At 63.2% G+C, this 19,626-nt stretch carries 14 protein-coding genes and 1 pseudogene; 3 read left to right on the plus strand and 12 right to left on the minus strand.

Features of this window, described 5'->3' with window-relative positions:
• Positions 1-49: 49 nt before the first annotated feature.
• From tssG to AC3WLY_RS25870, 7 genes are all read right to left on the minus strand, one after another.
• Positions 50-1,150: a type VI secretion system baseplate subunit TssG gene (gene tssG / locus AC3WLY_RS25840; RefSeq protein WP_175963194.1), complete on the minus strand. Its 1,101-nt coding sequence runs from the start codon at positions 1,148-1,150 to the stop codon at positions 50-52.
• A complete protein-coding gene (gene tssF / locus AC3WLY_RS25845) occupies positions 1,114-2,949 on the minus strand; it encodes a type VI secretion system baseplate subunit TssF (protein ID WP_492308817.1) in 1,836 nt (611 codons plus the stop codon). The genes tssG and tssF overlap by 37 nt, the downstream gene beginning before the upstream one ends.
• A gap of 76 nt (positions 2,950-3,025) precedes the next feature.
• Positions 3,026-3,511, minus strand: a complete 486-nt coding sequence (gene tssE / locus AC3WLY_RS25850) for a type VI secretion system baseplate subunit TssE (protein WP_072442955.1) — start codon at positions 3,509-3,511, stop codon at positions 3,026-3,028.
• A gap of 62 nt (positions 3,512-3,573) precedes the next feature.
• Positions 3,574-4,077: an Hcp family type VI secretion system effector gene (locus AC3WLY_RS25855; RefSeq protein WP_006477093.1), complete on the minus strand. Its 504-nt coding sequence runs from the start codon at positions 4,075-4,077 to the stop codon at positions 3,574-3,576.
• A 70-nt stretch (positions 4,078-4,147) separates the two neighbouring features.
• Positions 4,148-5,638, minus strand: a complete 1,491-nt coding sequence (tssC, locus tag AC3WLY_RS25860; RefSeq protein WP_072442954.1) for a type VI secretion system contractile sheath large subunit — start codon at positions 5,636-5,638, stop codon at positions 4,148-4,150.
• A gap of 15 nt (positions 5,639-5,653) precedes the next feature.
• Positions 5,654-6,169, minus strand: a complete 516-nt coding sequence (gene tssB / locus AC3WLY_RS25865; protein ID WP_006484395.1) for a type VI secretion system contractile sheath small subunit — start codon at positions 6,167-6,169, stop codon at positions 5,654-5,656.
• A 47-nt stretch (positions 6,170-6,216) separates the two neighbouring features.
• Complete coding sequence (locus AC3WLY_RS25870; protein WP_072442952.1) at positions 6,217-6,864, minus strand: tetratricopeptide repeat protein; 648 nt, start codon at positions 6,862-6,864, stop codon at positions 6,217-6,219.
• Positions 6,865-7,238: 374 nt separating this feature from the next.
• Between AC3WLY_RS25870 and tssJ the strand changes: the two genes are divergently transcribed.
• The 3 genes from tssJ (at position 7,239) to icmH (ending at position 10,078) form a co-directional block, all read left to right on the plus strand.
• Complete coding sequence (gene tssJ, locus AC3WLY_RS25875; RefSeq protein ID WP_072442950.1) at positions 7,239-7,850, plus strand: type VI secretion system lipoprotein TssJ; 612 nt, start codon at positions 7,239-7,241, stop codon at positions 7,848-7,850.
• 102 nt (positions 7,851-7,952) lie between these two features.
• Positions 7,953-9,299 (plus strand): type VI secretion system baseplate subunit TssK, encoded by a 1,347-nt coding sequence (gene tssK, locus AC3WLY_RS25880; protein ID WP_175963196.1) that lies wholly within the window; start codon positions 7,953-7,955, stop codon positions 9,297-9,299.
• On the plus strand, positions 9,296-10,078 hold the full coding sequence (gene icmH, locus AC3WLY_RS25885) for a type IVB secretion system protein IcmH/DotU (RefSeq protein WP_034183673.1): 783 nt from the start codon (positions 9,296-9,298) through the stop codon (positions 10,076-10,078). Before tssK ends, icmH begins: the two co-directional genes overlap by 4 nt.
• A 95-nt stretch (positions 10,079-10,173) precedes the next feature.
• Here the strand turns inward: icmH and AC3WLY_RS25890 are convergent, their stop codons facing one another.
• From AC3WLY_RS25890 to AC3WLY_RS25910, 5 genes and pseudogenes are all read right to left on the minus strand, one after another.
• A complete protein-coding gene (locus AC3WLY_RS25890; RefSeq protein WP_492308816.1) occupies positions 10,174-10,485 on the minus strand; it encodes a DUF7716 domain-containing protein in 312 nt (103 codons plus the stop codon).
• Positions 10,486-10,630: 145 nt separating this feature from the next.
• A pseudogene (locus AC3WLY_RS25895) lies at positions 10,631-10,909 on the minus strand (transposase); the annotation flags it as partial.
• A 212-nt stretch (positions 10,910-11,121) separates the two neighbouring features.
• Positions 11,122-11,508, minus strand: coding sequence for a hypothetical protein (locus AC3WLY_RS25900; protein ID WP_492308815.1), 387 nt, complete (start codon positions 11,506-11,508; stop codon positions 11,122-11,124).
• A 1-nt stretch (position 11,509) separates the two neighbouring features.
• On the minus strand, positions 11,510-16,177 hold the full coding sequence (locus AC3WLY_RS25905) for an RHS repeat-associated core domain-containing protein (RefSeq protein ID WP_492308814.1): 4,668 nt from the start codon (positions 16,175-16,177) through the stop codon (positions 11,510-11,512).
• 57 nt (positions 16,178-16,234) lie between these two features.
• Positions 16,235-19,414 carry a type VI secretion system Vgr family protein gene (locus tag AC3WLY_RS25910; RefSeq protein WP_492308813.1) on the minus strand — a complete coding sequence of 1,060 codons (3,180 nt, stop codon included), beginning with the start codon at positions 19,412-19,414 and terminating at the stop codon, positions 16,235-16,237.
• Positions 19,415-19,626: the final 212 nt, after the last annotated feature.

Consider the following 19,626-nt stretch of genomic DNA (forward strand, 5'->3'; position numbering starts at 1 on the left):
GTCGATCTCAGGTTCGATTGCGTGTTTGTTGTCGTTCGGAATCAGTGAATCAATGAATCACGTGCAGTTCGTAGCGGGCGTCCGAGCGGTCGTCGATCGCGTCGCGCGTACAGAGGAACGCGTCCCAGCCGAGCCGCGAGCCCGCGCCGAGCACGCTCGCGCCGACCTCGGTGCGCTTCAGCACCAGCTTCACCTCGTATTCGAGCGTGACGCCGGCGAGCAGCGTCAGCATCCGTTCGAGCGCGACGGCGTGCGCGCCGCCGGGCAGGAACGCCTCGTAGTCGCGCTTGGACAGCGGGCCGACGACGATCCGCGCGCGCATGTCGCGCTGCCACACGCGTTCGCCGACGAGCGCCGTCGCGCCGAGCACCGCGTTGACTTCGCCGAGCACGCTCAACTGGTCGGACGGCACGTCGTACCACTTGCCGACGAACTGGTCGATCTTCACCGGCACGCGGAAATAGTCGGACAGCGTGCGCTGCAGGTACGCGGCCGACATCGGCCGGTGCCGCGCGGCCAGCGCATAGCCGGCGACGGCTTCGTCGAGCACGCCGCCGGCGCCGGCCGCGAGGCTGTCGCGCACCTCGTCGCTCGGCACGCCCGCGATCGCGAGCAGCAGCGGCAGGTAGCGCTCGTCGCGGTCGAGCTCGTAATGGAACGGCAGCCGGTATTTCTTCCACGCCGCATAGAACAGCGCGGTCGCACGGTTCGAGAACACGTCGAAGAACGCGCGCGCCGCGTGGTCGCGCTTCAGGTGCTCGCGCGCGACGATCTGCTCGGTGTAGTGCAGCGGCAGCGCGCCCTGCCCGCCGAGCAGCCCGAAGAACGCGGGCGTCAGCTCGACGTGGCCGAGCTCGCCGGCCGCGAGCGCGGCGCCGCGCTGCTCGCCCGAGTCGAGCAGCGTGCCGTCGTCGTCAAACGAGCGAGCGCCCTCGATCTCGCTCGGCGGAAAGCCGAGCGACAGCGTGTTGCGAAATTCGATGCGTTGCGCGACCACATCGCCCTGCCGCCATGCGCCGGGGGCATCCGACGCCTGCCGCGCGAACAGCCCTTCGAGCACGCGCACCGCCTGGAAGAATTCGAAGCGGTGCGGCTCGTCGAGCAGCGCGTCGACTACGCCAGGATCGATTCGCCGGTCCGGGGCTTGCATCGGATGATCTCCTCGCCGGTGCGCTTCGACACGACGACTAGTTGAACGAAACTGTTGAGGTGGACGTAAAGCCCGAAGAAGCTGTCGAGCACGCGCACGAACGACGCGAGGCTCGCGCCGACGAAGTGCTCCTCGTCGATCGTCAGGCGAATCTCGATGCCGCGCACGAAGGTCGCGAACGGCTTGCCGGGCAGCCATTGCACGGCGCCGCGCTGCTCGATGCCGGCGAGGCCGTCGATCTGGCGCATCGACACGGCGGTGCGCCGCAGGTCGTACAGCGTCAGCATTTCCTTCAGCGGCGCGAGGCCGTGCGCGACCAGCGACACGTGATTGAGCGCGAGGTGCGACACGAGCCGCCAGTGCGCGGCGCGGCCGCGCTCGAAGCGCACGCTCTGCGTCGGACGGCGCAGCATCGAGATGCCGCTGGTCTGCGCGCCGCCTTCCTGGAACAGGTCGCCGCCTTCGAGGCCGAACGCGAGCATCGCCGGCAGGTCGCGGTTCGTGCAGGTGAGGTCGAGGCTCAGCGTGTCGGTCTGCGGCGACGTCGGCTCGAAGTCGATGTCGACGATCGAGATCTCGGTTTCGTAGCCGGGGCTCTTCTGCGCGACCCAGTCGTTGCGGCGCGCGAACCAGTAGTGACCGATTCGCGCCGATTCGCCGTGATGCAGCGAATAGAACGGCCGGAACTCGATCACCGATTCTTCATGCGCCTGCTGCCTGACGAGCTTCACCGAGTCGATCGAGTACACCTCGTACGCGAACGCGCGGCGCGCCTCGGCGATCACCGGGTAGGACACCGCGCGGTGCGTGATGCGGATCGGCTCGCCGTGCTGGCGGAACAGGTTGACGATCGGCGTGCAGAACAGCCGGAAGTGGCTTGCCGTCAGCAGCTCGAGCAGCCGTGCGACGTGCGAATCGCTGCGCACGTCCTGCAGCACCAGATGCAGCGTCGCGCGCTGGCAGCGGCCCGACGCACGCGCGATCGCCGCGAGGTCGAAATCGACGAAATCGAACTTGTCGGGGAACGCGAAGTATTCGGTGAGCAGGCGATACGCGGGATGCGATTTCGCCGGGTAATCGATCAGCGCGCCGTCCTCGTCGAAGCCGGCCTGCTCGATCGGCAGCTTGCGCAGCGCGGTCCAGCGGCCGTTGCGTTCGGGCTCGACATACGCGCCGAGCACGTTGACGAACAGGCAGTCGGTCAGCGCGGCGACGAACGACTGCTCGCCGTGCAGATGCGCGCGCAACATCGGCACCTTCAGCGCGCCGAGATCGAGCTGCGCGGCGAGCGACTCGAACGTGATCGAGATCACGCCCGTCGCGTTGGACGGCAGCACCGTCGCGCTCGGCGCGAGCGCGACCGGCGTGTAGCGCGCTTCCGAGATGCGGACCGGCGCGAGCGTCACGTCGTAGGCGGTGCGGAACCGGCACTGCACGCCGCGGATCGGGCGGCTCTTCAGCTCGGTGCCGCGGTCGATCACGACCGGTTCGGTCTGCTGGCCGGGCGAAGCCGGCGTGAACTGCGCGATCGAGCACGACGGGAACGGCCGCAGGTAGTGCGGATACAGCACTTCCAGCAGCGCTTCGGTGAATTCGGGGTAGTCGTCGTCGAGCTTCTTGTTGATGCGCGCGCCGAGCAGCGCGAACGACTCGATCATCCGCTCGACGTGCGGATCCTCGCAATGCTCGCCGGACAACGCGAGCCGCGCCGCGATCTTCGGATAGCGTTCGGCGAAATCTCGCGAATAGCGCCGCAAAAACGATAATTCGCGCTCGTAATACGGCAGCAATTCTTCCATCGACGACCCCGAACCTCAATATTTCCTGCCGGACCTGATCGACCACCGGGCGGTCCGGCCCGCTCGGCGGCTTGATTTACTGCATTCTCGCGGCGCGTGCGCGTGTGACCGAATACTGCAGCGTCGACGGCTGCAGCATCGCGTCGAAATTCACCGGCTCCTCGGCCGGGTGCACGACGAGCAGCGCCTGGATCGCGAAGTAGAGCGCGTTGGTCGCCTGCTCGTTCAGCTCGAACGTCACCTGTACCTGCTGCAGGCGCGGCTCATGGCGCGCGATGGCCTGCTGGATCGACTTGCAGATGAACGCGCGGTCGTAGTGACTCGCGAGGCTCAGCCCCGCGAAATCGTTCAGCCCGTAGGTCAGCACCGATTTCTGGCATTCCGGCAGCTCGGCCAGCTCGTTCTCGGTGTGCGCGATACGGGTGTTGAGGATCGCCTCGACGTCGCGGGCGACCGTGGTCTTGAGCTCGTCCAGCGACAATTGCCGCATCGCTGCCGAGGCCGGCAGGTGCGGTTCGTCGTCGAACAGCTTGTCGAGAAAACTGGGTTCGAATCGTTTCATCGGCCGGTATGAGCTACGAAAACGGCAACGGGACGCCGTGCGCCCCGTTGCCGCAACCGACCTTAGACCGCGTAGGTCTTGTCGTTCTTCGTCAGACTCCAGGCGCCCTGCGTGTTGCCGCCCTGGTTGCCGCCGATCTTCTGCTGGGTTTGCTTCCACTGCACGGCCGCGTACTTCAGCGAGAACGTCTCGAGCGGCAGACCTTCTTCGCGAACGCTCGGGGCGATGCTCGAGATGATCACGTACTTGAGCTTGACTTCCAGATACTGCACGCGCTTGCCTTCACCGTCTGCGCGCGAGAAATGGACCGTCACCTCGTCGAACGTGGTGCCGCCCGAGGCGTGCTGATACAGCAGCGGGCTCGACGAATCGATTTCCTTCGTGAAAATCATGTCGCCGTGCTCGCAACGCGTCATCGTGTGACCGCCAGCGGTCGATGCGGTTGCCGAACGCGGCTGAACGATCGAGTGATCCCACGATTTCAGTTCGATCCAGCCCTGATGGTCTTTGTCCGCGGATTCGCCCTTCACCGCCGGACTACCAAACTGCAAGTGCATATGTAACATGGCCCTTCGACTCCCCAAAGAGGTGGTTTTAACGTCCTACCCAGGCGGCCCGCCCGGGCGATTTACTCGCTTATGAATTTGCCGGTTTGGGCAGATCAGCGACAAGTCGCAGAGAAATCGAGAGTTCGTCGAGCTGAAAGTGCGGGCGCAGGAATGCGACCGAACGATACGAGCCCGGCTTGCCCGGAATCTCCGACACTTGTATGGATGCCTCGCGCAGCGGAAATTGCGCTTTCTGTTCCTGCGAGGCATTGTCGTCGAGCAGGACGTACTGCGAAATCCACCGGTTGAGGAAAGTCTCCACGTTCTGCGCCGATGCGAAGCTGCCGATCTTGTCCCGCATCATCGCCTTCAGGTAGTGCGCGACGCGCGATACCGAGAAGATGTACTGAAGCTGGGCGGACAGGACGGCGTTCGCATTCGCGCTGTCGGTGCTGTATTTCTTCGGCTTCTGCACCGACTGCGCAGCGAAGAACGCGGCGTAATCTGAGTTCTTGCAATGGACGAGCGGGATGAAGCCGAGGTCGCTCAGCTCCTTCTCGCGGCGATCGGTGATCGCGATCTCGGTCGGGCACTTCAGCGCGACTTCGCCGTCGTCGGTCTTGAACGTGTGGGTCGGCAGGTCCTCGACGAGGCCGCCGCCTTCGACGCCGCGGATCGCCGCGCACCAGCCGAAGTCGTCGAACGCGGCCGTCAGGCGCGCAGCGAACGCCCACGCGGCGTTGCACCACAGGTACTTGTCGTGATCGGTGCCGTCGACGTCCTCGACGAAGTTGAAGTTCTCCGCGGTCTGGCCGTCCTTCGGATTGAACGGCAGGCGGCCGAGGAAGCGCGGCAGCGTCAGGCCGACATAGCGCGAATCCTCGGCATCGCGGAACGACTTCCACTTCGCGTATTCGACGGTATCGAACACCTTGCCGAGATCGCGCGGCTTGCCGAGGTCGGAGAACGACTCGAGGCCGAGCAGCTCCGGCGACGCCGACGCGATGAACGGCGCGTGCGCGGCCGCCGCGACGTGCGACATCTGCTCGATGAAGTACATGTCTTCCGGCTGGCGCGAGATCTCGTAATCGCCGATCAGCGCACCGAACGGCGAGCCGCCGAACGTGCCGAATTCTTCTTCGTAGACCTTCTTGAACAGCGCGCTCTGGTCGAACTCGCTCGCGCCCTTGAAGTCGCGCACGAGGTCGCGCTTCGGTGCGTGCAGCGCCTTGATCTTGATCGTCTGGCCCGTATTGCTTTCCTTGACCAGGTAATCCATCCCGCGCCACGTGCTTTCGAGGCGCTGGAATTCCGGCGCGTGCATCACCGCGGAAAGCTGCGTGGAAATCAGGCGGTCGAGTTCCGCGACGCGCGCGTCGATCGTGGCCGACAGGTTGTCCGACACGATCACCGTGCCGTCGAGCACCTGGTGCACGAGTTCGCCGATCAGGTCCTTCGCACGCGCATGCTCGGAATCGGATTTCGCGACCTTGCTCTTCTCGACGATGTCGTCGAGCAACGAGGTCCCGGCGGCGTATTCCGCGCCGCTGGTTTGGGCCGCAGCCGTTTGCTGGTTCATCTCAACACTCCGTCGTCATTCGCCGTCTTTGTCGCCGCCGGTGCCCTTCGCGAGCTCCTGCAGCTGCTGCGTGTTCTTCAGCACCTCGGACAGCAGATCCTCGAGCTTGTCGTTGCCGGCGAGCTTGTTGCGCAGGTCGGCGAGCTTCGAGCGCGCCTCGAGCAGGCGGCGCAGCGGCTCGACCTGTTCGACGACTTCGTCCGGGCTGAAATCCGACAGCGAGCGGAACTTCAGGTCGACCGCGAACTTGCCGCCTTCCGGGCTCAGGCGGTTTTCCACCTGGAACGCGGCACGCGGCTCGATCGCCTTCATCACGTCGTCGAAGTTGTCGCGGTCGATATTGACAAACTTGCGGTCGCGCAGCTTCGGCTGCTCGATTTCGGACTGGCCCGCCAGATCGCCGACGACCCCGACGACGAACGGCAGCTCCTTCACCTCGATCGCGTCGCCCTTCTCGACCTCATAGGTCAGCTGGACGCGCGGCGGCCGTATTTTCTGCAAGCTTTTCTGAATGCTTTCTTTCTTGGCCATCGACGGCTCCCAGGTTAGTTGTGGTTTTCGCGTCAGTTGCTTTCGCGTCAGTTGCGCAGCGCGCTGAACGGGTCGGCGCCGCCTTTCTGCGGCGCGCTGCCGCTCGACGTCGGCGGGGGCGGAGGCGGCGTCGTGGCGCCGCTGTCCGCTGGTGCCGCCGCGCCGGCTGCCACCTTCGGGCGGTGAATCGGGCGGCGGATCTTCTTCGTTTGCGATTTCTGCTCCGGCGGGAACAGCGCCGATTCGCCCAGCGTGTCGCGCAGTTGCTTCGCGAGCGTCTGCGCGTCCGACTTCGCGTCGCCCGCGAGCGACGCATCCTGGCGCAATTCGCCGAGCGACTGCGTCGCGATCCGCAGGCCGGCGACGGCCAGCACGCTCTTCGCCTGCCGGTCGGTCGCATCGCGCTGCAGCGCTTCCTGGGCGGCGACGATCGCCTGCCCGTAGTGGTTCTGTGCGAACTGGATCTGCGCGATGCGCGACCACGGCTCCTCGCGCGTCGGATCCGACTTCGCGAGCTGCTGATACAGGCCGAGAGCCTTGTCCTGATCACCCGACTTCGCAACGGCGTCCGCATCGGCCAGCGACTTGTTGAAAACCTCGGCGCTCGGCGGCGTGGTCGACTGGCTCGCACAGCCGGCGATCACGCCGCAAGCCAGCACTACCCCAGACAGTTTTGCGAAGAGACGGTCTTTCATCGTTATATCCACCGGCGCGTGAGTTTTAAAATCGTTGAGAATCTGGTTCTTTTGCTTTGCAAGAAGCGCGCGGGTATAGTACCGATCAATTTTTCATAATTCAATCGTCGTGTGAAGAGTAATTCCTTTTAAAACCGGGCGCTACCCCCTCGAATGACCTCTCGCTGCGGGTTCGCGGCGGTTTTTCCTTCGGCCGGGGCGCGCAAGTTTTACTGGCTGCACGACGCGCCGCCCGGGCGGCGGAAAAAATTTCCGAGCGCTTGCCGCGACGCAGGCGTGCTTAATAATTGAGCGATGTAATGTCGGGGATACGCGGCGAACGCGGAAATACCCGGCAGTTTTGACAGGGATAAAGGCGGCACGCCGGAAACACGATGAGATCGTCCATGATTCGCTACGCGCTGCCGCTGGTTGCCTGCGCCCTTCTGGCCGGATGCGCGGCCGCCCCGCTGCTCGGCTCGGCCGCGAGCGCCGTGATGTCGGCCGCCGGCATCGGCAAGCCCGAGCTGCCGGACGCACAGAAGCCGCCGCGCAATCTCGGGATCACGCTGGCTGCCGCGCCGAACCTGAATGCCGCGACCGACCACAAGCCGCTCGCGCTCGTCGTGCGGCTCTACGCGCTGAAGGATCCGACGTCGTTCCAGCAGGCGCCGTTCGATGCGTTCACCGATCCGACCAAGGAGAAGGCCGCGCTCGGCGCCGACCTGCTGAATGTGCGTGAAATCACGCTGATTCCGGGCCAGCGCTATACGGCGACCGAGAAAGTCTCGCGCGAAGCGCAGGCATTCGGCATCGTCGCGCTGTTCCGCGATCCCGCACTGCAACGATGGAAACTGACGTTCGATCCGGCGAAGTCGGAGAAATCCGGCATAATCATCGGCCTGCATAATTGCGCGATGACGGTCACCGACGGCACCGTCATCGCACCGCAACAGGGTGCGCCTTCACAACCGCTGAATATGCTTTCCTCGGTGTCCTGCGGTTAAACATGACGCACGAATGTCAATTAACAAGAGTTAACAATTGGCGATTTAATTCGGGCACGAACAAATCGATTACATCGCAACGCGACATTAACCGGATTTGACATGAGTTATTCGGCCAAGGTGCTGTGGGGGGAAGGGCTGTTCCTCCGGCCTCAACACTTTCAGCGACAGGACGCGTACCACGAGGCGCGCCTGTTCGAGTCCATCCAGGCGATCCAGCCGTACAACTGGGGCGTGCGCTCCGTGCGCATCGACCGCGACGCACTCGGCAGCAACGTGCTGCGGGTTGCCGATCTCGCGCTCGTGTTCCCGGACGGCGCGCTGTATGCCGCGCCGCAGGCCGATGACCTGCCACCGCCGATCGCGCTGGACACGCTGCCCGACGGCATCAACGAATTCGTGTTCTATCTCGCGCTGCACCCGCTGCGCGAGAACGGCACCAACTACAGCGACGATCCGGCCGCCGGCTTCATGACGCGCTTCGTCAGCGAGCAGACGAGCGTCGCCGACAACTTCACCGACGCGGCCGAAGCCGACGTCACGTTCCTGAAGACGCAGGTCAAGCTGATCGCACACAGCGAACCGCGCGATCAGTTGCTGTCGGTGCCGCTCGTGCGCGTGCGCCGCACCGCGACGTCCGGTTTCGAGATCGACGACAGCTTCGTACCGCCGTGCCTCGCGATCGACGCGTCGCCGATCCTGCACCAGCGGCTGCGCCAGCTGGTCGACGCGCTGCAGGCGAAGGTGAACGCGTTGTACGGCTTCCACCGCGAGCCGTCGAAGAACATCATCGAATTCCGCTCGGGCGACATCGCGTCGTTCTGGCTGCTGCATACCGCGAACGCCGCGTTCGCGACGCTCGCGCACCTGCACCAGCACGCGGCACTGCATCCGGAGCGGCTGTTCCAGGAACTGCTGCGCCTCGCGGGCCAGCTGATGACGTTCTCGAAGGGCTATACGCTCGCCGATCTGCCCGTGTACCGCCACGACGATCCGGGGCCGAGTTTTGCGCGTCTGGACCTGATGCTGCGCGAGCTGCTCGACACCGTGATCTCGACGCGCTACTTCGCGATCACGCTCGACGAGGTGCGTCCGTCGTTCCACCTCGGCCGCCTCGATTCGGGCAAGATCGACGACAAGACCGAGTTCTACCTGGCGGTGTCCGCGGACATGCCGAGCGTCGAGCTCGTCGATGCCGTGCCGGCCCGCTTCAAGGTCGGTGCGCCCGACGACGTCGACAAGCTCGTGCTGTCGGCAATGCCCGGCGTGCGGCTGTCGTACACGCCGCAGGTGCCGCCCGCGATTCCGGTGCGGCCAGGCGCGTGCTACTTCTCGCTCGATTCGCGCGGCGCGCTGTACGAGCGCATGCTGCAGGCCCAGTCCGCGATGATCTATGCGCCGACTGGCATCAATGACCTGAAGTTCGAACTGATCGCGGTCACATCATGAGCTACGCGCCTTCCCTGTTCGGCGACAACGCGCCGGCACCCATGCATACCCCGGCGTCGACGGACTCCGCGTTCCAGGCGCGTTCGCTGCTTGACCTGCTGTACGACGGCTTCTTCATGCTGTTCCTGCTCAAGAACGGCCGCGAGCCGGACAGTGCGAGCGAGTTCAGCACGCGGATCCAGGAATTCCTGTCGGATTTCGAGCGCGGCGCGAAGAAGCTGAATATCGCCGCCGAGGATGTGTACGCCGCGAAGTTCGCGTTCTGTGCGGCCATCGACGAGATGGTGCTGTCGTCGCAGTACAAGATCCGCACGGACTGGGAGCGCCGGCCGCTGCAGCTCGTGCTGTTCGGCGAGCAGTTGGCGGGCGAGAAGTTCTTTCAGTATCTCGAGGAATGTCGTGCGCAGGGTGCGGCGCGGCTGCAGTCGCTCGAGGTGTTTCATATGTGCCTGCTGCTCGGGTTCCAGGGGAAGTATCTGCTCGAGGGGCCGGAGAAGCTCGCTTATCTGACGGCTCGGCTGGGGGATGAGATCGCGCATATGAAGGGCAAGCGCGCGCCGTTCGCGCCGCATTGGCCGTTGCCGGATCAGATCGCGCACCGGTTGAAGCGCGAGGTGCCGGTGTGGGCGATCGGGGCGGTGTTTGCGCTGGTTGCGCTGCTGGGGTTTCTCGGGCTCAACTCGTATCTGAAGGACAAGACGCTGCAGGCGTTGGCGCCTTATTCTCAGGTGATCAAGGTCGGGCCGGAGTCGGCTAATTTGACGATTTCGTTGCCTTGAGAGCCGTAGACGTAGTGCTTCGTTCGAACACTGCTGCTTGATGAAGAAAGGACCGCCCGGCGGTCCTTTTTGACTGTGGCGCGGAGTGTGCGTCGTCAGAGCAGAATGAACTCGTCGTTTTCGATGTAGTACACGAATGCGTCGAGCAGTTGCGCGATGCTCGGTTCGTCGACCTGATCATGCGCGTTGATCACGATGTCTTCGATCGTTGCGCTGTTCAGTGTGATGCGCCAGCCGGGTTGGAGTGCGATGGCTTCGGTGCTGTCGGCGTCTTCGGCGTCTTCGGTGAATGCGCCTTCTGTATCGAGCGTCCACGGCATCGGCGGCAGACAGAGCCGGCCGGAGAAATCGCCAGGGTGTTCAAGGATGTGTTTCAGCGACGCGGGGGTCGCGATGGTGGTCGACATGGGTAGTGCGGTTGTAACGGGGGAAGTGCTTGGCGGGGCGCCGTAGGGTCACGGTGGCAGGCCATCATTATGCCAATTCCGCGACTGTGAAATTGGTCTAGCGAACCTGTCCGCATTTTTGTGGGCGAGGCGGTTGAACAGCGCGTTATCCGCGTGCCTGCGTGAATCGCTCGCCGAACAGGATAGCAAACTGATTCATCGCTGATTTCCAATCGAAAGCGGCCCGCGCGGCCTTGGCCAGCACGTTGCGCAGCGCCAGCCAGAGCAGCTTGATCGCGGCCTCGTCATTCGGGAAGTGACCGCGCGTCTTGATGATCTTGCGCAGTTGCATGTTCAGACTTTCAATGGCATTCGTGGTGTACACAACCCTTCGAATCTCCGGCGGAAACACGAAGAACGGTACGACGTGCTCCCATCCACACCGTTTCGCGATGGAGCTCATCACGCTCAAACTGCATGCGCTCCCCGCCATCCAGCAGCATCCGGTGCACATGCCCTGATCCCTACATCAACCAGTCAATCGCGTAACCGTCGGGCCGTACAGTCCGCCGACGATTGCCCAGCTCGTCATATTCGTAGTGCCAGACCGACATTCAGGCGTTCGAGCTTGTCGGTCACGCGCACGTGGCCCGTGGCCTAAAGCGTGAGAGCACCGTAAATGCGGACTTCATCACCCTCTTCTCGCTTGTGAGCACGCAAAATCAGAGTCAGGTCACTCTCAACACCATCGACTATCAAATTCATTTGAATTCGCCTGTCACGATCCGATGGTGAACTTGGATTTATTTCGTACACGGCGGAATGACTGAGAACATAATTCTCATCCGGGACTCCGATTCGCACCAAGTCGCTCTCATTCGGAAAATCCCCTCCCAGGTACTCCAAAATCCCTGTCTTTATTTCGGATGATGTGCTCACTTCAAAGTTTCCATCTGCCTCCAAGCGAACAAAATCATCCTTTGAAATCAGAGCACATATTTTGATGATTTCCGAAACCATCGCCGATGTAATCCATCCGTTCACGCTACCACCTCCGAGTCGAACTGTTTCGATTTCCCGGCATTCGGGTCGGCGTATCACCTGTTACGCCCAAGTTGGCAAAGTGCGCATCGCTTCGCATGATGTGGCAACGCGTCTCGCTCTCTGACAGACCTGCTCGCCGAAGAGCCCTATATGCGACACGACGCTCCGCTGCGTAATTCCCACCGACCCCTTTCTGGCGTTGGGACTGAGTGGCAATGTAATGCTCGGTTCCAACCTTATTTGGCGGGCCTTCCAATTGCACTGCAGGCGCGTCCATCTCGTTATAATCCGACACGGAACCCTTCATGGCGGCGTTCTGTATGACGTGATGCGAGTCCGCGTCCACTTTGTCATACCTGCCGTAACCTCGACCGGCTTCCGTCAAGATTTTTTCGCAATCTTCGGGACAAGGACGGCACTTTGCCAACCCGAGAGGATCAACCCATCCCGTTGGAGCAGGCACATACTGATAGACATTGAGCCCCCCGGCCAACCTGATCGGATCCTTCGCGATGAATCGCCCGGAGTAGGGATCGTAATACCGATACCGGTTGTAATGTAGCCCTGTCTCCTCATCAACCTGCTGCCCCTGAAACCGCAGCGGATTCCTCAACGCGATTCCTGTCGCCGTCGACGCACGCGCAATAATCTCGCGCGCGTCGCCCCACGCCTTGTACGACGCTTCCCACACGACGTCACCGTCGCCATCCGTCAGCAACTGAGGCGTACCGATCTGGTCGCAGTGGTAATAGAACAGTGCCGCGTCGCCTCGCCGCTCCGGCATCTTCTGCAGCGGATCCTCCTCCGGCACATAGCGGTCAGTACTCTTCCACTCCGGCGTTTCGATTCCCTCGACCGGTTCCGCCACATACAGCGCCAGCGGCACAAACGTGCCCGGTTCGTAGATATAGTGCGTGCCGCGCTCGCCATCGCTCTCATACGCCAGCGTGTCACCATCCCACCCGAACACCGTGCGCTCGCCGTTCACCTCCTTCGCGATCCGGCGACCGAATGCGTCGTAAAAATACCGTGACTGACTCTGCCGCGACGCCTCTTCAACCCGCGCAGACAACAAGCGATTGAACCCGTCCCACTCATACTCCTGCTCACCCGCCGGCGTACGCTTGCGCACCAGATTCCCGCGTGCGTCGTACTCGAAGTGCATCCCCGCATATGTCTTCAGCAGGTTACCCAGCACCTTCGGCACCTCGATCGGTAACGTGCTTTCCGGTCGCACCGGGCTCGGACGGGATGCAGGCGGCTCCATAGACCGCACCGGATCGATGATGTTGCTCGCCGGATCGAACGCGAACCGTTCATTTGCAAGTGGGCTGATTGCTTCGATCAACCGCCCGATCGGATCATATCGATAGTCAGTCCCACCCTTGCGGCTGTCCTCGATCCGTGACAATTGTCCTGCCACATCATAGCGATACCGCCGCTCGGCGAGCGGCGCCGGCGACGTTGACCGCTGGATCGTCTGCTGCAGCACGCGTCCCGCCGGATCGTAGTGCGTGCGCTGCCCGACTTTGCTCGACAGCACGCGTACCGTCTCGCGATGAAGGTCATCACGCTCGAATTGCACACGCTCCTCGCCATCGAGCAGCATCCCGTGCACATGCCCGGAACCGTACATCAACCAGTCGACCGCATGACCGTCTGGCCGCACGGTACGTCGCCGGTTGCCGAGTTCGTCGTATTCGTGATGCCACACGTAGCTGCGCCGTTCGCCAAACAGATCATGGGCGTGATGTTCGCGCACGAGATTGCCGACCGGATCGAAGAAGAACTGCACGCGACTGTATCGGTTCGCCGCATCGATCAACCTACCGCTCGAGTCGTAGGCAAACCGCTCCTCGCTTTCCCCCACGACACGCTTCATCAGACGGCCGTTCGCATCGACGTCAATCGACGTCGCGCAACCCGCTTCGTCAACCGAAACAAGGCTGCCGCTTTCCTTGTCGTACTCATAGCGCGTTGACTTGCCGTCAAAGCTGGTTTCCTCGATCAGCCGCCCCGCCGGATCGTAGTGAAACTGGTACGTCGCAAAGTTCGCATCGGTCAACGCAATCAAGCGACCGAGACGGTCATAGCGATACGCAAGCGTCCGACCGAGTGCATCCACGCGGCTCGCAATACGGCCAACGGCGTCATAGCCGTATCGCGTCGATCGATTGAGTTGATCGGTATGTCGCAACAAGCGACCTTCCGCGTCGTGTTGCATGTGCACGACACCGGCCGGCGAACGAATCGACGTCAATTGACCGTTCGGACCATAGTCGTACGCGACCACACCACCCGATGCGTCCTTTGTCTCGATCACGCGCCCAATATCGTCGTAGCGCCACTCCGTCTTCTTCCCGGAGCAGTCCGTGTAACTTGTGAGCTGCCCGTCGTCGTTATATTCGAGCGCCTTCGAGCCGCCCTTAGCATCGGTGATCTGCGTCGGCAATCCCTTGTCGTTGTAACTGTACTTCGTCGCGTGCTCGAGCGGATCGATCTCTTCGGCGAGGTTGCCCGCGTCGTCGTACTTGCGCTGCCAGACATGCCCGTTCGGATCGACGAGCCGGATCATCTGATCCTTGTCGTCGTACGCCATTTCGACGACGCTGCCGTCCGCCCGCTCCTGCTGAACCAGATTGCCGCCCGCGTCGTATTCACTCCGTTCGATGCTGCCGTCTTGCCGGATATGCAGCACCAGATTGTGATGGGCATCGCGCCGGAACCACTCCTGGTTACCGTCCGGATACACGATCCGGTACACGTAACCGTGGATGTTGAAGTAGTACCGCGTCATCTGACCGAGCGCGTCGGTCACGTAGGTCAGACGGATATTCGGATTCCACGCGAGCCGGAGATCGAGGCTGCCGTCATCCGCATATTCGCGGATGCACTTCGCGTCTGCATTGTCGTCGGCATCCGCGCCATCCCATTCGAGCGTCATCCCGCGGCCCGTGCGATCGGTATAGTGCGTCACAAGGTGGCGGCGATATTGATACGCCCGTGCGTTGCCATGACGATCGACCGCGCGCACGAGATCGCCGTCTGCATCGTATTCATATCTCGCCAACGTGCGACGCTCGCCGTCCTTGAGCACGTGCTCGATCTGTACGATCCGGCCATGCTTGTCGTGCTCGAACGCAAGCACATTGCCGCTCGCATCGATCAGGCGCGCAAGGCGATCAAGCGCATCGTAGTCGAAAGTGATCGTGTTCCCGGCGCGATCTTTCTGCATCGCGAGCCGGAACGCGTCGCCATGGCGCTCGTATACATGCAGCACGTCATGGCCGTATGCAATCGTCACCCACGTATCGTCGAGCCGCGACAGTGTCAGGTTCTCCGACAGATCGTCGTGCACCGCGCCGGCCGCGAGTGCCGGATAATCGATGCTGCGCCCATCCGCATCGCGATAGATCCACTGACCGTTCTTGATGTCGATTCGCGTCGTATATGGCGTGATCCATCGCGCACCCAGCTCGCCGTTGTCATACGCAGACAGCCGGGAGCGATACGTTCGCTCCCAAACGAGCGGCAGCGCCCCCGGCAGGTCGAAATCCACATGTGAGAACGTCTCGTCACCGAACGCGAAATCGATCGATGCCGGCGACGACCCGAGCCCGCATGCCTTGCACGCGCTCTTCCCCGGCCCTTCGGCCGGCGCCTGCCCGTTGGTTTTCTCCAGCCCTTCCTGCTCGCGCGTCTTCTTCGCCTGACTCTTTCCGCTGGCCTTCACATCGGCGCTCTGCTCATGAAGCTTCGCGCGTGCCTTGACGCGCCCAACAGCCTCGATCAGTTGCAAGACCAGCCACATCATCTTGCCTTCTTCGCTGCCGGCGAGCGAACGGATCGACTTCGCGATCTTCGGTGCCTCGGTCCGAAGGAAGGTCACCGTGCCGCGAAACGGCTCGAGCCAGGCATCGGGCGCGAGCTTCGCCATCGTGCCCGCCGTCTTGTTGGCGACCTTCTTGCCGAGCGCCTTGGTGCCCTCGTACGCGAACTGGATACCGTCACCGACCCGACTCGGGCTGTACCACGGCCGGTTGTCGGCCATCTTCTGCGCGAGCTGCTGCTGGCGCTTCAAATTGCCGCTGGCGTCGAAGAGCTGTCCATGCAGCGCCTTGTCCATGCCGGTCGCCAGCGCGAACATGAGTTCCTCGCATTTCGATGCGCATCCGTCGAGCAACTCGACAAGGCCGGCCTTCAGCTTGTTGAGAAAATCCTCGATCTCGGTCGCGCAGGTCGCGTTGATATGTGTGACCAGCACGGAGATGATCGCCGCGCCGAGATTGTTGCGCGTCGTCAGCAATTCGTGACGAACGAGCGCGAGCAGCGGGCGCGCCGACATCCGGAACGGCGCGAGCGTCGGCGGAATCGGAATGATGCCGAGCAGGTTTATCGCGAGGCTCATGTAGTCGAGCACTTGACCGCCGCGCTTCTCGACAATTTCGGCAATATCGCCAAGCGCGTCAACCATCGCCATGATGTTGCCGACGATCGGCACCGCACCGGCAAACGTCTTCACGTCCTCGAACGTGATGTGGTTGCCGCTGATCCGGCGCAACCACGCGTCGAAGCGGTTGCCGACTGCGGCGACGTCCTTGGGGGAAACATCGCTGAGCCAGGTAACGGCCTGTTCCTTCTCTGCGCCCGGTGGAAGTTGTTGTGCCATGTCGTTTTTCGTTCAAGTCACGATTTAGTTGTTCTTGACGGTTGATGCACCGCCCTCTCAGGATTTCAGCGGTCCGCCGAACCCGCTCGTCGGCAGCTTCATGCCGGTCGCACCGGCCGCCGACGCCACCGTCGTCGCGCCTTTGCCCGCGATCCCCGCGACACCGGGCAATGCGCCCTGCAGCGCCCCGGATGCTGCGTTCGCCGCCGGCGCGGCCAGCGCCGCGAGCCCGCCTTGCCGTGCAGCCTGCACCATCCCGGCCACCTGCTTCGCGGCACCGCTCAGGCTCGAAGCCGTCTGCAACGCAGACGCCACGCCCGCGCAGCCGAGCGCAGTCGCCGCAGCCGGCAACGCGGAACTCGCCAGCCCGCCCAGCGCAGCGCCTGCGCCACCGCCGCTCACGAACCCCATGGCAGCCGTCGCCGCGGCAGGCGTCATCCCCTGCAACTGGCCGGCAAGCTGCCCTGTCGCCGTGGCCTGCGCGGCTTCCGGCGATGGTTCGACGGGCTCCGCCGGCCACTTCGTCTGCTTGAAGTAGTTCGCCGGCTGATCCGACTCGCGCGGATCCTTCCCGAACTCGACGCGTACCGCGCCCGGCGGCAGTCCGCTCACCACCGTATAACCGCTGTTGTCGAGCGCGCCCTTCTTCAGCACCGCGCCGTTCACGTCTTTCACCGTGAACAACCCGCCCTTCACGGCCTCGCCGTTCACGTACTTGTGAAACAACTCCAGCTGCCCCGGCTGATCCGGCCGCGGACTCGGCAACGGATACCCCATGCTCGCCGGCCCAGCGAACGTATGCGACGCGCCCTTCACATCCACCGCACCCGGCGTGTGAATCTCGATGTTCCCGCCTTGAATGCGGATATACCCGCCGCCGCTCGTCAGCAGAATCCCCTGATCGGCCGCGATTTCAATCCGGTCAGTCGCCGACACGATCTTCACCGCCTTCTGCGCGGTCACTTCGACGTTGTCCGACTGCGCCTGGATCTCCACCTTGCCCTTGCCCGCGAACAGCTTCATCCCCGCGTTCTGCACGAACAGGCTCAGCTTCTGCCCGATGCTCGCGATCAGCGACTTGCCCGCCGCAACGTGTACGCTCTGCCCGCTCGCGACGTTCACATGATCGTTCGCGACCATGTGCAGCGACTGCTGCGTCGACATCCCGATACCCGACGGGCTGCCGAACAGCATCACCGGCTCCTTGAACGCGTTCGCGTTGCCGGCGCCGCCACCTGCGGTGCGTCCGCCGGACGCGCTGCCCGATACGCTGTCCTGCGTCGCGTCCGTGAACGCGCGCATCGTTTCCTGCGCGTCCTTCAGGCTTTCCGCCTGATGCTGCTCGCTCACGCCCGACATCGCTTCAACAAGGCTCTCGCCCGTCACAAGCTGCTGCTGCGCCTCTTTCACGTCGAGCGGCTGGCTGTTCGCCGACTTCGGATGCGTCGTCACGTACAGGCCCTGGCTCGCCCGCACCGCACCGTACGCATCGGAGCGCAGGTCGAACCCGCTGCCGAGATACGCGCCGCGCGAATTGCCGCTCTGGTCGATGATGTAACCGAGATGCAGCAGGCTGTTCGCGCTGCTGCTCATCAGCTGCACGCGGTTCTGCCCGGTCGCGTCGTCCATCACGAGCTGGTTGTAGCCGCCGCCCGAATACTCTTTCGACCGATATCCGGACAGGATCCCGTCGGTATGCCACTGCGGCTGGTTCGCGCCGTTGTACACGCGCCCGACCGCAAGCGGCCGGTCGCAGTCGCCGCCGACGTAGTCGATCAGCACTTCCTCACCGATGCGCGGCACGTGCACGCCGCCGTAGCCGCCCCCCGTATCCGACTGCACGACGCGCACCCAGCACGACGCGTTCTCGTTGCCCGGGTTCAGGCGGTCCCAGACGAACTGCACGCGAATCCGGTTCAACGCGTCCGTATAGACTTCCTCGCCCTGCGGCCCGACGACGATCGCCGTCTCGAGATGCATCTCCGGCTTCTCGTGTTCGAACGGGCTGCGATATGGCACGCTCGCGCGTTGCGCTTCGACTTCGACGAGATAGAAGCCGGTCGAGCCATCATCGTGCGGCACGCGAAATGCGGGATCGGCGCCGTAGCGCTCCTGCGCCTGCGTCAATGCCTCGCGCAGACTGTATGGAAAGTCCGCGCTGTCGCTCGCGACGGGCAGGTTGTTCTCGATCCACCACGCCACCTCGATCGCGGCGAATTCGCGCTGATCGGCGGGATCGCGATCGTGCTCGGGATGGTCGGCCAGCGTGAAGCGTCTGCCCGCATCGATCGCGCGCACGCCACCCGCGCCATGGAAGCGCTTTGCCTGCGACTCCCATTCCTCCATCTTGATCTTCGTCAGATGGTCGCCGCGCGTCTGGTCCAGATACGTATAAGCGCCCGTGTACTCGTAGACTTCGAGCTGGTCGGGCAATTCGCCCTGGCCGCCCATCGTCGGCAGCGACGTGCCTTTCGGGTTCGACGGCTGCGAAGGATTCTTGTAGTCGAACGTGCGGGTCGTGCGCGTCACGCTCTGCAGCGTACGCGTGCCCGACCATTGCGTGAACGCGTCGGCTTCGCTTGCCGCGCCGCCGTGATAGAAGCGCACGGTCTCCGGCGACAGCGGCGCGAACGCCTGCAGGTTGTCGGTGATCACGAGCGTATGCGACTTGCCGTCGTCAGCCTGCTGCCACGCGCAGTAGAGCCCTTCGTTCTCCATCAGCCGATGCACGAAATGCCAGTCGGTGTCGTGCTGGCGCGTGTACGAACGGTTCGGCAGCGGTTTCGACAGCGCAAAGCGGAAATGGCCTTGCGCCTGCGGATGCTTGTTCAGCACGTCGGAAATGATCTGGTCGACGGTCGTGTCGTTCCAGAGCCGCTGATCGCGGCGGAACTTCAGGAAATGGGTGAAATCGGCGAACGCGAGCTGATATGTCGTGAGCCCGCCGTCGGCGCCCAGCCGGCGCGCGGTATGCACGTATCCGTTGATCGGCCGGTAGCTGCGGTCGCCCTGCTGAATCCACAACGTGACGGGCTGCGCGATCAGCGTTTTAAGTTCCAGATCGCTATCGGTCGACAGCACGTCGAGCGTGAACTCGTACGCACGCCCGATGCGCGAACGGCCGACCGCCCGCTGCACGGTCAGGGTATTGACCCCCAACGGCGTATCGAGCTTCAGCAGTCGGCCCTGCTGAAGCAACCCGCCGCGCAATGCGGCAATTGTGTTCTGCATGTTCATGAACGGCCTTTTCTTCTTTTGACGCGCCCTCGGATGGCGCCGGCATTTGATTCCGCTCGCGCGATTTTACAGATAAATTACGGCACGAACCCGGAATATGACCTGATTTAAAAGAACATTTCGAGTGCAATCGGAAAATATCCGAGCGGGGCTGCTCACCGAATTGCTCGCCCCCAGCCGAGCCGATTCCTGTCCACGCCACAGGAAGTCAG

It is taken from the genome of Burkholderia sp. FW306-1C-G01B, from assembly GCF_058781685.1.

Bases quoted from the DNA above. Each gene is read 5' to 3' on its own strand.
- tssJ (WP_072442950.1), top strand. From the start codon at position 7,239: ATGAGATCGTCCATGATTCGCTACGCGCTGCCGCTGGTTGCCTGCGCC.
- tssG (WP_175963194.1), bottom strand. From the start codon at position 1,150: ATGCAAGCCCCGGACCGGCGAATCGATCCTGGCGTAGTCGACGCGCTG.
- tssF (WP_492308817.1), bottom strand. From the start codon at position 2,949: ATGGAAGAATTGCTGCCGTATTACGAGCGCGAATTATCGTTTTTGCGG.
- tssK (WP_175963196.1), top strand. From the start codon at position 7,953: ATGAGTTATTCGGCCAAGGTGCTGTGGGGGGAAGGGCTGTTCCTCCGG.
- AC3WLY_RS25890 (WP_492308816.1), bottom strand. From the start codon at position 10,485: ATGTCGACCACCATCGCGACCCCCGCGTCGCTGAAACACATCCTTGAA.
- AC3WLY_RS25905 (WP_492308814.1), bottom strand. From the start codon at position 16,177: ATGGCACAACAACTTCCACCGGGCGCAGAGAAGGAACAGGCCGTTACC.
- icmH (WP_034183673.1), top strand. From the start codon at position 9,296: ATGAGCTACGCGCCTTCCCTGTTCGGCGACAACGCGCCGGCACCCATG.
- tssE (WP_072442955.1), bottom strand. From the start codon at position 3,511: ATGAAACGATTCGAACCCAGTTTTCTCGACAAGCTGTTCGACGACGAA.
- tssB (WP_006484395.1), bottom strand. From the start codon at position 6,169: ATGGCCAAGAAAGAAAGCATTCAGAAAAGCTTGCAGAAAATACGGCCG.
- AC3WLY_RS25870 (WP_072442952.1), bottom strand. From the start codon at position 6,864: ATGAAAGACCGTCTCTTCGCAAAACTGTCTGGGGTAGTGCTGGCTTGC.
- AC3WLY_RS25855 (WP_006477093.1), bottom strand. From the start codon at position 4,077: ATGTTACATATGCACTTGCAGTTTGGTAGTCCGGCGGTGAAGGGCGAA.
- AC3WLY_RS25910 (WP_492308813.1), bottom strand. From the start codon at position 19,414: ATGAACATGCAGAACACAATTGCCGCATTGCGCGGCGGGTTGCTTCAG.
- tssC (WP_072442954.1), bottom strand. From the start codon at position 5,638: ATGAACCAGCAAACGGCTGCGGCCCAAACCAGCGGCGCGGAATACGCC.